This window comes from Paraburkholderia antibiotica (genome assembly GCF_012927125.1).
Classification (GTDB): Bacteria; Pseudomonadota; Gammaproteobacteria; order Burkholderiales; family Burkholderiaceae; genus Paraburkholderia; species Paraburkholderia antibiotica.
In genome coordinates this window covers 1-12,859 of the sequence record NZ_JABBFZ010000019.1, presented here as the reverse complement: position 1 = coordinate 12,859, position 12,859 = coordinate 1, and the positions used below count along the sequence as shown (strand labels likewise).

Annotated in this window: 12 protein-coding genes and 2 pseudogenes; 11 read left to right on the top strand and 3 right to left on the bottom strand. The window is 61.4% G+C overall.

Features of this window, described 5'->3' with window-relative positions; genetic code table 11:
* Positions 1-28: 28 nt before the first annotated feature.
* A complete protein-coding gene (hcaR, locus tag HHL14_RS25455) occupies positions 29-916 on the bottom strand; it encodes a DNA-binding transcriptional regulator HcaR (protein WP_169500356.1) in 888 nt (295 codons plus the stop codon).
* Positions 917-1,069: 153 nt separating this feature from the next.
* Between hcaR and hcaE the strand changes: the two genes are divergently transcribed.
* The 8 genes from hcaE (at position 1,070) to HHL14_RS25415 (ending at position 8,900) form a co-directional block, all read left to right on the top strand.
* Positions 1,070-2,434, top strand: a complete 1,365-nt coding sequence (gene hcaE, locus HHL14_RS25450; RefSeq protein ID WP_169500355.1) for a 3-phenylpropionate/cinnamic acid dioxygenase subunit alpha — start codon at positions 1,070-1,072, stop codon at positions 2,432-2,434.
* Positions 2,427-2,969 carry a 3-phenylpropionate/cinnamic acid dioxygenase subunit beta gene (gene hcaF / locus HHL14_RS25445; protein WP_169500354.1) on the top strand — a complete coding sequence of 181 codons (543 nt, stop codon included), beginning with the start codon at positions 2,427-2,429 and terminating at the stop codon, positions 2,967-2,969. The genes hcaE and hcaF overlap by 8 nt, the downstream gene beginning before the upstream one ends.
* A 10-nt stretch (positions 2,970-2,979) precedes the next feature.
* Positions 2,980-3,300: a 3-phenylpropionate/cinnamic acid dioxygenase ferredoxin subunit gene (hcaC, locus tag HHL14_RS25440; protein ID WP_169500353.1), complete on the top strand. Its 321-nt coding sequence runs from the start codon at positions 2,980-2,982 to the stop codon at positions 3,298-3,300.
* The gene (gene hcaB / locus HHL14_RS25435) at positions 3,297-4,145 is read left to right on the top strand and encodes a 3-phenylpropionate-dihydrodiol/cinnamic acid-dihydrodiol dehydrogenase (protein ID WP_169500352.1); all 849 of its coding nucleotides are present in this window, start codon (positions 3,297-3,299) and stop codon (positions 4,143-4,145) included. The genes hcaC and hcaB overlap by 4 nt, the downstream gene beginning before the upstream one ends.
* 50 nt (positions 4,146-4,195) lie before the next feature.
* Positions 4,196-5,422, top strand: a complete 1,227-nt coding sequence (gene hcaD, locus HHL14_RS25430) for a 3-phenylpropionate/cinnamic acid dioxygenase ferredoxin--NAD(+) reductase subunit (protein ID WP_169500351.1) — start codon at positions 4,196-4,198, stop codon at positions 5,420-5,422.
* Positions 5,423-5,680: 258 nt separating this feature from the next.
* Positions 5,681-6,877, top strand: coding sequence for an acetyl-CoA C-acetyltransferase (locus HHL14_RS25425; RefSeq protein ID WP_169500350.1), 1,197 nt, complete (start codon positions 5,681-5,683; stop codon positions 6,875-6,877).
* A 105-nt stretch (positions 6,878-6,982) separates the two neighbouring features.
* Complete coding sequence (locus tag HHL14_RS25420; protein ID WP_169500349.1) at positions 6,983-7,873, top strand: MBL fold metallo-hydrolase; 891 nt, start codon at positions 6,983-6,985, stop codon at positions 7,871-7,873.
* A gap of 115 nt (positions 7,874-7,988) precedes the next feature.
* Entirely contained in the window at positions 7,989-8,900 is a 912-nt protein-coding gene (locus HHL14_RS25415; RefSeq protein ID WP_169500348.1) for a LysR family transcriptional regulator, read from the top strand.
* A 44-nt stretch (positions 8,901-8,944) separates the two neighbouring features.
* Here the strand turns inward: HHL14_RS25415 and HHL14_RS25410 are convergent, their stop codons facing one another.
* Complete coding sequence (locus HHL14_RS25410; protein ID WP_169500347.1) at positions 8,945-10,657, bottom strand: phospholipase D-like domain-containing protein; 1,713 nt, start codon at positions 10,655-10,657, stop codon at positions 8,945-8,947.
* An 89-nt stretch (positions 10,658-10,746) separates the two neighbouring features.
* Positions 10,747-11,092: pseudogene (locus HHL14_RS25405) on the bottom strand (DUF3616 domain-containing protein).
* A gap of 67 nt (positions 11,093-11,159) precedes the next feature.
* On the opposite strand from HHL14_RS25405, the pseudogene HHL14_RS25400 reads away from it, so the two are divergent.
* The 3 genes and pseudogenes from HHL14_RS25400 to HHL14_RS25390 all read left to right on the top strand — a co-directional run.
* Positions 11,160-11,880, top strand: a pseudogene (locus tag HHL14_RS25400) (IS5 family transposase).
* 287 nt (positions 11,881-12,167) lie between these two features.
* Positions 12,168-12,467 (top strand): hypothetical protein, encoded by a 300-nt coding sequence (locus tag HHL14_RS25395; RefSeq protein ID WP_169500346.1) that lies wholly within the window; start codon positions 12,168-12,170, stop codon positions 12,465-12,467.
* A 58-nt stretch (positions 12,468-12,525) separates the two neighbouring features.
* Positions 12,526-12,859 (top strand): hypothetical protein (locus tag HHL14_RS25390; protein ID WP_169500345.1); only part of this gene is annotated, 334 nt, incomplete at its 3' end.

Sequence of the window (12,859 nt, the reverse complement as noted above, 5' to 3'; positions counted from 1 at the left end):
GCTAACGGCTAACACGGGGCCGCGCGCGTCATTCGTCGTTGGCCTGGTGCGCGGCCAGTTCGAGCAGCACGTCGAGTTGCTGCGAGCGATGACCGGCGCGCCAGGCCATCAATAGCTCGATTTGCGGCACCGGGCCCGCCAGCGGGCGCGTGCAGATCGCCGGATTCGTCAGCAGCGCGGTGTAGCCGGGCAGCAGTCCGACGCCGAGGCCCATCCCGATCAGATTCAGGTTCAGCAGGATATTGGTGGCGACCTGAATCACTTTCGGCTGCACGTTGTGCTGTTTGAAATAGCCGTCGACCACGTCGTACACGTCGCCCGAGTAGAGCGGGTGCGTGCTGATGAATGCCTCGCCGTCGAGTTGCGCGGGCTTGATGCGCTTGTAGCGCGCGAGCGGATGATCGACCGGCAGCACGACGAGAATCGGCTCGCGCAGCACCACTTCGCTGAGGATGTCGGGCGAGCGGATCGGCTTGCGCATGAAGGCCACGTCGATTTCATCGTCGAGCAGCATCTGCTCCTGTTCGGAGGTCGGGATGCTGCGCAACTCGACGTTCAATTCCGGAAAGCGCAGCCGCAGACGCGGCAGGATGCGCGGAAATATTCGTACCTCGGCGGCCGGCACGAAGCCGATCGTGACCGTCGAGCTGTTCTGGCGGCCGACGTGCCGCGCACGCGCCACCGCGCGCTCGGCTTGCGCGAGTGTCAGGCGCGCCTCGATCAGAAACACCTTACCGGCTTCGGTCAACGCCACCTTGCGGCGCGTGCGCTCCAGTAGTTGCGTGCCGACCTGATCTTCGAGATCGCGAATCTGCTGGCTCAGCGACGGCTGCGCGGTGCGCAGACGCTCGGCCGCGCGCGTAAAGCTCAGTTCTTCCGCGACGGCGATGAAGTAGCGCAGGTGTCGGAGTTCCATCGTCGGCTTGTCCTTGGTCGTGTTCCCAGGCGGGGTTTCAGTTATCGCTGAAACGTCTTAATCCAAACAAACAAAATATTTTACAGCGCGGCACTACGCCGCGATCATTTGGCCACACCTCGCATACCAAACCTCCCACGGAGGAGACGCTAAATGTCTCAGAAATCGATCGATTTCGACGCGCTCGTCGACGCCCATACCGGCCGGGTCGCCGCATCCATCTACTCGGATCCCGAACTGTACGAACTGGAGCTGGAGCGCATCTTCGGCCGCTGCTGGCTGTTTCTCGCGCACGTCAGCCAGATTCCGAAAGCCGGCGATTACTTCAACACCTACATGGGCGAAGACCCGATCATCGTGGTCCGCCAGAAAGACGGTTCGATCAAGGCATTCCTGAATCAATGCCGGCATCGGTCGATGCGCGTGAGCTACGCCGATTGCGGCAATACCCGCTCGTTCACCTGTCCATATCACGGCTGGTCGTACGGCACGGACGGCGCGCTCGTCGACGTGCCGCTCGAAGCGCGCGCGTATCCGCAAGGGTTGTGCAAGCAGAAGCTCGGCTTGCAGGAAGTCACGCGCGTCGCCGAATACAAGGGGCTGATCTTCGGCAACTGGGACGCGAGCGCGCCGGACCTGGAAGCGTATATGGGCGATATCGCGTGGTATCTCGACGGCGTGCTCGATCGCCGGCCGGGCGGCACGGAGATCATTGGCGGCGTGCATAAGTGGGTGATCGACTGCAACTGGAAGTTTCCGGCCGAGCAGTTCGCGAGCGATCAGTATCACGCGCTGTATTCGCATGCGTCGGCCGTGCAGGTGCTGGGCGCGAAAGAGGGCGAGGGCGACAAGGCGCTCGGCGCGGGGCAGACCGCGCGGCCGGTGTGGGAGACCGCGAAGGATGCGCTGCAGTACGGCCAGGCCGGTCACGGCAGCGGCTTTTTCTTCACCGAGGGGCCGGACGCGAACGTGTGGGTCGACGGTGAAGTATCGCAGTACTTCCGCGACACCTACCCGGAAGTCGAAGCGCGTCTGGGCAAGGTGCGCGCGCTGCGCCTCGCCGGCCACAACAACATGTTCCCGACGATGTCCTGGCTGAACGGCACCGCGACGCTGCGCGTGTGGCATCCGCGCGGGCCGAATCAGGTCGAGGTGTGGGCGTTCTGCATCGCCGACAAGGATGCATCCGACGAGGTCAAGCAGGCATTCGAGCGCAGCGCGACGCGCGCGTTCGGGCCGGCGGGTTTTCTGGAGCAGGACGACTCGGAGAACTGGGTCGAGATTCAGAAGGTGCTGCGCGGCAAGCGCGCGCGCTCGACGAAGCTGATCGTCGAAATGGGACTGGGCAACGAAAAGCGGCGCGACGACGGCATCCCCGGCATGACCAACTACATCTTCTCGGAGACGGCGGCGCGCGGCATGTATCGCCGCTGGGCCGATCTGCTCGCCTGCGACAGCTGGGACGAGGTGCTCGAACGCACGCGCGTCTATGAACAGGAGGTGATGAAGCATGACTGAAGCCACTCTCACGCGCGCATGCGCGGTGCCGCTGCAACTGCATCACGAGATCGAACAGTTTCTGTATCGCGAGGCCGAGCTGCTCGACGACTGGCGCTTTCGCGACTGGCTCGCGCTGATGTCGCCGGACACGCAGTACACGATGCGCACCACGGTCAATGCGCAAACGCGCGACCGGCGCCGCAGCGTGCAGCCGCCGACTACGTGGATCTTCAACGACACGTACGCGCAGCTCGAACGCCGTATCGCGCGACTCGAAACGGGGATGGCCTGGGCCGAGGAGCCGCCGTCGCGCACGCGCCATCTGGTGGCCAACGTGGTGGTGTCGGCGACCGACGAAGCCGACACTTTCGACGTGCGCGTGAACTACCTGCTGTATCGCTCGCAAAAGGAACGCGACGAAACGATCTACGCGGGCAAGCGGCTCGACCGGATTCGTCGTGCGGACACGGAGGCGGGCTGGCAGATCTGCCGCCGCGAGATCACGCTCGATCAGGCGACCCTGAACTCCCACAACCTCAGCGTACTTTTCTGAAGCGAATACCATGGCACGCATTCTCGTTTGCGAAGACAGCGCTTTGCCCGACGGCGAGGCAATCAAGGTGGAGGCGCCCGGCGAAGCGGTCGCGGTGTTCCGTTCGAATGGCGACGTCTACGCGCTCGCCGACCGTTGCAGCCACGGCAACGCTTCGATGTCCGAAGGTTATGTGGAGGACGACGGCACCGTCGAATGTCCGCTGCATGCGGCGCGTTTCTGTCTGAAGACCGGCGCCGCGTTGTGCCAGCCGGCCACCGAGGCGCTCCGGACGTTCCCGGTCGCGGTGGTCGAAGGGAAGATTTACGTCGACGTGCCGGAGGCCGCATGAGTACGACGCATGAGCAGAAAGCGCAGGCAACCGGTGGCTGGTTGCGAGGACAGGTCGCGCTGATTACCGGCGGCGGCTCGGGGCTCGGGCTTGCGCTGGTCGAACGGTTTCTCGGTGAAGGTTGCCGGGTCGGCGTGCTGGAACGATCGGCGGAAAAGGTCGGGGCGCTCAACGAGCGCTTCGGCGCGGACGTGGTCGCGGTGCAGGGCGACGTGCGTTCGCACGAGGACAACGCGCGCGCGGTCGCGGCGACGCTGGCGCGCTTCGGCTCGCTCGACACCTTCGTCGGCAACGCGGCGATCTGGGACCACGCGGCCGGTCTGATGGACCTGCCCGCCGAGCAGCTGGACAGCGGCTTCGACGAACTGTTCGCGATCAACGTGAAGGGCTATCTGCTCGGCGCGAAAGCCGCCGCGCCCGCATTGCTCGCAAGCGAGGGCAGCATGATCTTCACGCTGTCGAACTCGTCGTTCTATCCGGGCGGCGGCGGTCCGCTCTATACCGCGAGCAAGCACGCGGCGGTCGGACTGATCCGTCAGCTCGCCTATGAACTCGCGCCGAAAGTGCGCGTGAACGGCGTCGGTCCGTGTGGGATGGCAAGCGATCTGCGCGGGCCCGCCGCGCTCGGTCAGCAGGACAGACGGATCATGGACTCGCGCTCGCCCGAAGCGATCGCCGGCATTCTGCCGTTGCAGTTCTTTCCGGAACCCGCCGATTTCACCGGCCCTTACGTGATGCTGGCTTCGCGCGCGAACAACCGCGTGTTGAGCGGCGTGATGATCAATGCGGACGCCGGGCTCGGCATTCGCGGCATTCGTCACGTGGCGGGCGGACTGCATCTCTGATGCGTGGCCGCGTGAGAGTTGAATACCCGTTGAGCACCTGAGTTGAATCGATGAATCGTTCCGTTTATGTGATCGTCGGCGCCGGACAGGCTGGCGCGAATGCGGCGGCCGAGTTGCGCCGCCAGGGTTTCGACGGCCGCGTGCTGCTGCTCGGCGACGAAGCGCATGCGCCGTACGAGCGGCCGCCGCTGTCGAAAGACGTCTTGTTGCGTGCCGCGTCCACGCGCTGCGCGGTACACGCGGACGGCTTTTACGACGAGCATGCGATCGAGCTGAGGCTCGGTGCGTCCGTCACGACGCTCGATCCACACGCGCGCACGGTGACGCTGGCGAATCGCGAATCGATCGCTTACGACAAACTGCTGCTGACGACCGGCGCGCGGGCGCGTCGGTTGCCGCTGCTCGATGCGTTGGGCGCGAACGTGCACACGCTGCGTACGCTCGACGACGCACACCGGCTCGCTGGTGAGTTGCAGCCGGGCCGGCGCGTGCTGCTGGTCGGTGCAGGCGTGATCGGGCTGGAGCTGGCATCGAGCGCGGTCGATCTCGGCGCTCAGGTGACCGTGATCGAAGCCGCGGCATCGGCGATGGGGCGCTGCGCGCCGCCACTGGTGAGCGAATTCCTGTGTGATCTGCATCGCCGGCGCGGCGTGGCGTTTCACTTCGGCGCGAGTCTCGCGCGCGCGACTCGCGAGAACGGTGAGATCGTGCTGCATCTGCAGGACGGCACGCGGATCGCGGGCGATGCGGTGATCTACGGGATCGGCGCGCAACCCGATATCGCGCTCGCGCAAACAGCGGGCCTTGAAATCGACAACGGCATCGTGGTCGACGAGCAATGCCGCACGTCGGACCCGCACATCTACGCGGCCGGCGACGTCGCGAGCCGTCGTCATGCCGGCAGCGGTCTCTATCGACGCCACGAAACATGGGAGAACGCGCAGAAGCAGGGCAGCGCCGCTGCGCGTGCGATGCTGGGTCTCGCGCCCGACGCCGAAGCCGCGCCGTGGTTCTGGACCGATCAGTGCGGCCTCAACGTGCAGTTCGTCGGCGACATGGCGGCATCGGACTGGCTTGTGCGCGGTCAACTCGACGGCTCGCCCTGCGTGTTGCTGGGTCTCGACGAAGAGGGCGCGCTGGTGGGCGCCATCACGATCGAGCTGGGCCGTGAGATGCGTAGCGCGCGGCAACTGGTCGAGCAGAGAGCGACGCTCGCGCGCGAAGTGTGGCTCGATCCGCAGCAGACCTTGCGCGCGCTGGCCAAAAAAGCGCCGTAAACAGGAGGTCGCGACGCGCGCTTTTCCTACGCGTCGCTTTCAGCTTTCTTGCTACGTTCCGTTCCATTCCGGTCTTCGAATGGCGTATGGCTAGTTGCGTTGTCGACATGCGCCGCGCTCGCCACGGACGCAAAGCAACGCTCCAATAGCCGGGCGTCTTAAAGCCGACGAAAGGGCGCTTTCGCAAAGCAAAATTGGCCTGACGGGCCATCTCGGTCATGCTGGGGACCCCAAGAACCCACTGGACCGGACTTGCCGATGCGTGAAGCCTTGATCGTCTCTCCCCTTCGAACGCCGATTGGCAAATTCGGCGGCGCGCTTGCTTCCGTCACGGCGGATGTGCTGGCTGCGGAAGTTATCAAGGCCGTGGTGGCTCGCACCGACATTGCGCCCGATACGCTCGACGAGGTGGTCGTATCGCAATCGTATGCATCGAGCGAAGCACCTTGTATGGGCCGCTATGCGGCGTTGCTCGCCGGACTGCCGATCGAAGTCCCGGGGTATACCCTCGACCGACGCTGCGGCTCGGGCTTGCAAGCGCTGATCAATGCCGCGATGGCCGTTCAGACCGGTGCCGCGGACGCAGTGCTGACGGTCGGCGTGGAGAGCATGAGTAACATCGAGTACTACACCACCGACATGCGCTGGGGCTCGCGCAGCGGCTCGGTGAAACTGCACGACCGGCTCGAGCGGGGTCGCGAGCGCTCGCAACCGGAGTCCCGCTTCGGACGCATTTCGGGCATGCCGGAGACCGCCGAGAACCTCGCCGCCGATTACGGCATCGCTCGTGAAGAAGCGGACCGGTTGGCGCTTCTCAGTCACCAACGCGCGGCAGCCGCCTGGCGCGACGGTCGTTTCGATGCGGAAGTGATTCCCGTCGAGGTAAAGAAGAAAGGCGGGGTCGAGCTGGTTCGGCAGGACGAAGGCGTGCGTCCGGATATATCGATCGAGCGCCTGCAGGCACTCAAACCGCTGTTGCCGAACGGCGTGACAACGGCGGGCAACGCCAGTCAACAGAACGATGCGGCGGCCGGATGTCTGGTCGTCAGCGAAGCGTATGCAAGGCAGCATGGGCTTCAGCCCCTCGCCCGCCTGGTGGGTTGGGCCGCCGCCGGCTGCGAGCCGTCGCGGATGGGGATCGGTCCCGTGCCGGCAGTCGACAAACTGCTCGGACGATTGCGACTCAAGCTGGCGGACATCGATCTGATCGAGCTTAATGAAGCGTTCGCCGCGCAGGTGCTCGCGGTGCTGCGTCAATGGCACATCGACGACCTCACCAATCTCAACGTGAACGGCTCCGGCATTTCGCTTGGACATCCGATCGGCGCGACGGGTCTACGTATCATGACGACGTTGCTGCACGAAATGTCGCGACGGGGCAGTCGATACGGACTGGAGACGATGTGCGTGGGCGGCGGCCAGGGCGTGGCCGCGCTGTTCGAGCGCGTGGCGTGATCGACAGCGAGTGAGCGACAGAATGTGATGCAAACGTGCGCGGCTTGCCGTGCGCGTCGCCGATACAACAGACAATTCGCCGTAGCGAATCAAGGAGACAGAACGATGATGCAGTCCCGCATGATTGGCGACCTGAAAGTCACGCGTATTCTCGAATACGCTGGCCCGACTCACGATCCGGCTTTTCTGTTTCCCGAGATCGACCGGTCGGTGCTGGACGATCACGCCGCGCTGATGTCGCCCAATCACTGGATCGCGCACATGAACAAGCTGATTGTGACCATTCAGTTCTGGGTCGTGCACGCGGGCAGCAACATCATCGTCATCGATACGGGTGTGGGCAATTTCAAGCCGCGACCCGGGATCGCTCGCATGAACATGCTCAACACGCTGGTGAGGGAATGGATGATCGCGGCGGGGGCGCCGCCGGAAAAGGTCACGCATGTGGTGATGACCCACCTGCATGCGGACCACGTTGGCTGGAATACCACGTGGCAGGACAATCGCTGGGTTCCGACGTTTCCGAACGCGCGTTATTACATTCCGAACGACGACTTCGTGTTCTGCCGCGAAGGACGCAACCGGGAGTCCGGCGTGATCGATGTATTCGGCGAGTCGTTCTTCGATAGCGTGATGCCGATCGTCGATGAAGGGTTGGCCGAAATGATCGACCCGGCGCGCGAGATCGCCGATTGTCTGACGGTCGAACCGGCACCGGGACATAGCCCGGGACAGCTCACGTTCCGTGTGCGCTCGCGTGGAGAAGAAGGCATTTTTTGCGGCGACATCTTTCATAGCCCGTTGCAGATCGTGCGTCCCGACGTGAATTCCGGGTACTGCATCTGGCCTGAAATTGCGCGCCGAACGCGCATGGAGTGTCTGAATCGGGCCGCCGACCGGGAAGCGCTCCTGCTGCCGGTTCACTTTGGCGAACCGCATTGCGGCTACATTCGCCGTGAGGGGCAGGGCTTCCGGTTCGAACCGGCAAGCTGGTAATTCCGCCGACGTTTGGTGTCGCGTGTGACCGGTGGCAGAGGGCGTGCGCGATACACTGTTTTCTTTCGTGTCCCGTTATGATGACGGCTCCGGAAGCTAGAGTCGAGACACGAAGATGGCTGTATCGTTCGATATCACCGATTTTCGTCTGTTCGTCAATATTGCGGAAACTCGCAGCTTGACACGCGGTGCGGAGCGTTCGTTTCTGTCCGTGCCGGCGGTGAGCAATCGAATCAAGAACCTCGAAGACACGCTGGGTATTCGCCTGCTCGAACGCTCGCCGCAAGGCGTTGCGCTCACCGATGCGGGCCAGGTTTACCTGCAGCATGCGCGCGTCGTGCTTTCCGAACTGGAGAAGCTGACTGGCGATTTGCAGCAGTTTGCGCCGGGCCTCACAGGACATCTTCGCCTCGTCGCGAATACTACGGCGGTCACCGAATATCTGCCGCCGGTGATCGGCGATTATCTGAGCGCACATCCCGACATTCATATCGACGTCCGCGAACGACTGAGCGACGACATCGTACGCATCGTGCGTGAAGGCGCCGCCGATCTCGGCATCATTTCCGGTAACGTCGCAACCGATGGCCTGCAGGCCGTCCCCTTCGTCTCCAGTACGCTGGTTCTGATCGCGCCATTGGGGCATCCGTTGCTGGAGCATGCGGAAGTCTCGTTCGAAGAATCGCTCGCGTATTCGTTCGTCGCGCTGATGGAAGGCAGCGCGATTCAGATCTTCCTCAATAGGGCGGCATCGGTGGTGCACAAACCGATGACGATTCGCGTTCATGTCGCGAGTTACGACGCGATCTGCCGGATGGTCGGTGCGGGAGCGGGTATCGCGATCGTGCCGAAAGCCGCATTCGTGCGACTGAAAGGCGATCAACCGATCGGCTCCTGCGCGTTGCGTGATCCGTGGGCGTTGCGAACGTTTCAGGTGTGCGCGCGCGATCTCGACGGCTTGTCGGCTTTCGCGCGCGAGTTTGCGCATCGGTTGATTGAACGGTATTCGGTGAATGGTGCTGCTTAAAGATCATTGCAGAAGGCGCTGTTTCTGAAAGCCGCACCTCGAACTCAGGCAAACAGTTCGCGATCCTTGACCTTCCGGGGATTTTCATAGTCCTCCAGCCACCACGGCTTTTCCGCCTCCGACTGCGGCGACCTTTGGAGCGTCAGTTCTTTTTGAGCTGTGGCGGCATCGAGTTGAGCGACCCGGAAGCGGTAGTGATCGAAGATTCGTAGCGCTTCTACCATGTAGGCGGTGGCTACCCGCCTGTCTTTGATAAGCAGCAGGTTCTCGCCGTTCTCGGTGTCAGCAGGCCCCGAGAAATTATATGAACCTGTGTACACGCGGGCAGTTGGTTTGTCGAAATCGATAACGACAAACTTGTGGTGCATCCGTACACCCGATCCCCCCGTCACTTCCGCTTTGAATGGTTCGGGCACGTGCTGCGTCAGTGCCGCGGGGTACACCGGCGCCATGTTGCCGTTGGTCTGCTGGATGTCCAGTCCACCCACCTTTTGATCCGAGATCCCGTAGACGAAGATTTCATTGTCTTCGACAAGCGCCTTGACGGCATCGCGTACTGCGCCACCAGTTTGATAGATAAAAGCCAACGAGAAGAGCATGCTGGATGACGTGCCAGTTCTCATATCATTCGCAACCAGTTCCAGTTGCGCATTAGAGGCGCTGTGCGGAGAAAATGCGACAAGCGGCTTCAGTGAGGCCAGGTCGATAACCGCCTGGCTCGCGGACACCGATTCTCCGAACTCACCCGCAGGATGGTTCCAGTATTGTTCGAATGCCGCATGAAACGCGGAGACGGCCTTTTCTCCGCTAAAGATCAGTGCATTGTTCGACTGCACGTAAAACCCGCGCCAGCTGAAGTTTGTCGACCCACAAACGACAAGCTTATGCTCAGGGCTATCAACGACGATCGACTTGTTATGTTGAAGGTTACCTACGTGCTGGCGCTTCACGTTTTCGTCACCGGCGCTTTGCTTCAAACGGCTTTCGGCCGCGGTCTCGGCAGACTCTTTTCCCCCATGATCTTTGCTATTGTCGATGATGATCTGCAAGCGCGAGCCCAGCTTTTCCAGTCGCTCGACAATCTCTGGAAGATTGAGATCGTAAGCAATGACCCGCACCGTCGCGTGCTCGTCGTTGACGGCCTTGTCTAGCACGTCAAGGATCGCGGTACGCGCTTCGAACCCCATCCAGGCGAATGCTTCGTCCGCTTTGGGATGCGTTGGAGTGAAGTCCAGTCCCTCTGCCGCCTTGGACGGCAGCAAACTGGATATGGGGCCGTCCTTCTGGTACTGGTCCACGAACGCCTGAGACGAAACGAATCCACGTGTGAAAGCGACGTTTAATTCACCGGGGTATGTTTCGCTCATCAGTTCGATATTCGCCTCTTGCGCCACACCGTACGTCAACGTACCCGCATCATCCATAAACACAGGGGTCACTTTGTAGGTGAATGCTCCCGGAAGGTGTGCGTTTCGCGGAAAGTGTACCCATCGGAATTTCTGGATCGGTGACTTCATGGTGGACAGCGCCTCGGGGTTGATCGTCCCGTCCACGCCCTTGAATGCAAGTCTGTTCTTCAACTGAAAGAACTTAACGCCGTTGGGTTCCCGGTATTCAATTGCGAAACCGACGAAGTTTCGCGACGGCTTGCCATTTCTCCAGTTCATCGCGAGTAATAGCATGCCTTCGCCGCGATGAAGTTTTAGTGTGAATTGCGCGGCTGCATTTGTGCCCACCACCTGAAAGTCCGACGACATGACGCCTCCTTGAAATGACGTGAAGAATTTTTGGCCGCAGGTCGCTCGCGCGCCGGACAGCGACCATCAGAGTGCTATTCATGACCCGATCATGCCCCGAGCCGGAAAAGGTCGATCTCGAAATACTTTCCTTCGTGGAGCCGCTTTTTAGCCGGACTGTCATAGACGACAAGCAACTGGGCGTCGCCATTGCCTGATCTGAACAGTGAGATGCATTCCGCGTGATCGACGCGTTCATCCCATGGAATGTCGAATAACAGATCGAGAACACTGTTGTCGACGCGTTGTTCTTCGTTATTTCGAAGAGCATTGCGCCATCGAAAAAGACGGATGGGGCCGTCAAGCTCCATTGTGGGGCCGGCAAGAACGAGCAGGTCGTCGTCGATTACGCAAAGATCGCGAATGCCCATCTGGTTCGAATTGAACCTGCAGCACCGTGGCCCAGCCACGCAATACAGGCCCGCGCAGACCCAGAAATACGCGGTCGCCCCTAGACGATGTTATGAACTTCCGGCCAGACCTGGTATCTCGGGGGTATGAAAAAAAACGCAGAGCTTACCCAGCGGATGTGTCGAATGAAGAGTGGTACTTCGCTGCTCCGTACCTGACTTCGATGAGCAAAGACGCACCGCAACGCTGGATTCAGGCGGGCTGTTTCGAAGCCATGGTCCAGGACCTGTGCTCGATTATCCGGGTGGCGCAGGACCGGCGAGGTCAGCCCAGTGCAGTGATCCTTGATGGCCGAACGCTGCAATCGACGTGCGAGAGCGGACCGCGTGCAGGCTATGACGGGTACAAACGCAAGAGAGGCAGCAAGGTGCACATCGCGGTCGATACCTTGGGGCAACTGCTCGCAGTGCATGTGACGCCGGCGAACGAACAGGAGCGCGCACAGGTTGGAGAACTGGCGCGGCAGGTCCAGCAGGTCACGGGGCAGACGGTCAAAGTAGCATTTGCGGATCAGGGGTACACCGGCGAAGAGCCCGCGCAGGCCGCACTCGACGAGGGCATTGAGCTTCAGGTCATCGAGCTCCGGAGGCGAAAAAGGGCTTTGTACTGTTGCCACGTCGCTGGGCGGTCGAGCGCAGCTTTGGCTGGCTCAACCGCTTCCGCGATTGGCCAGGGATTACGAGCGACTGCCCGAAACTCTGGCTGGCTTGCACTTTGTCGTGTTTTCCGTGCTTATGCCTACTCACTTTGCATTCCTTACCAAAAGTGCATAACACCGTCTAATCGCTGCGATTAAGACAGCTTATTGTCGCCTTTTTATTGATTCATCACCGGCGGAGCCACGCAATAAAACCGGGATATAGAAATTCATCGTAAATCATTGTCAAAATCGAAGGGTTTCAGATTAGTCCAGTTGACTCCCTCAGGCCTGAAACGTCACCCTTCGGCTTCCCGACCGTCGGGGGCCAGACCAATATGACCAGTGGCATCTGGCATGGTCCACGCACGGTCAGCACATCGCTTCAGCGTAATTCACAACGATCAACCGGAGGGATGGAACTTGAATTCGGTTCTGTCGGATGTCGCCGCGCGCGCAGGCATTAACGTTCATCAGTATTACACCCTCGAAGTGACCGGAACACCCGGTGCTGCCCTCGCGGATATCTACTCGTTCAAAGGGACGAGCGGCATGGGCGTGCCGATAAAGTACACCATCGAGTTCACGCATCCGCAGCGCGACCAGCCACGCAGTGACTACATCAACAGGATGGCGACATTTGCTATCCAGCCGCCGCTCGCGGCCAGATCGCGAACCGGCTGTCAGGAGTTTCGGGTGACGTACTCGCACATAACCCGCTGACGCCGCCCGCGCTGGGCTGACCAGTCGATCCCCATCATCACAAGCAGGTAACAGGAACATGACGGCAGCAGAAACCCCGCGTACTCCGCAACATGAGATACCGGCAGAGATAAAGACCAATGCCGAAGGCCGGCGCGTCATCCCCAGCGCTGTACCCGCGAAGGCCACTACGCCGAACCTCGTGCACAAAGGCGTTGAGCGTGTCGAAAACCACGGCCAGGAAATCTTCGTGCAGTGCCTGTACATGGTGCCGCTGGTCGGCAACGCGATGTCGCTGTATGACGTGGGGACCGACATCTACCGCATCTGCAGCGTCAGGGGCGCGGAAAAAAATCTCTTCAACTGGGGCATTCTCGCCATCGATGCGATCGGCGTGATTCCGGCGGCGGGCA

Coding starts and splice junctions, on each gene's coding strand:
- hcaC (WP_169500353.1), top strand. CDS start 2,980: ATGGCACGCATTCTCGTTTGCGAAGACAGCGCTTTGCCCGACGGCGAG.
- hcaE (WP_169500355.1), top strand. CDS start 1,070: ATGTCTCAGAAATCGATCGATTTCGACGCGCTCGTCGACGCCCATACC.
- hcaR (WP_169500356.1), bottom strand. CDS start 916: ATGGAACTCCGACACCTGCGCTACTTCATCGCCGTCGCGGAAGAACTG.
- HHL14_RS25415 (WP_169500348.1), top strand. CDS start 7,989: ATGGCTGTATCGTTCGATATCACCGATTTTCGTCTGTTCGTCAATATT.
- hcaB (WP_169500352.1), top strand. CDS start 3,297: ATGAGTACGACGCATGAGCAGAAAGCGCAGGCAACCGGTGGCTGGTTG.
- hcaF (WP_169500354.1), top strand. CDS start 2,427: ATGACTGAAGCCACTCTCACGCGCGCATGCGCGGTGCCGCTGCAACTG.
- hcaD (WP_169500351.1), top strand. CDS start 4,196: ATGAATCGTTCCGTTTATGTGATCGTCGGCGCCGGACAGGCTGGCGCG.
- HHL14_RS25410 (WP_169500347.1), bottom strand. CDS start 10,657: ATGTCGTCGGACTTTCAGGTGGTGGGCACAAATGCAGCCGCGCAATTC.
- HHL14_RS25420 (WP_169500349.1), top strand. CDS start 6,983: ATGATGCAGTCCCGCATGATTGGCGACCTGAAAGTCACGCGTATTCTC.
- HHL14_RS25425 (WP_169500350.1), top strand. CDS start 5,681: ATGCGTGAAGCCTTGATCGTCTCTCCCCTTCGAACGCCGATTGGCAAA.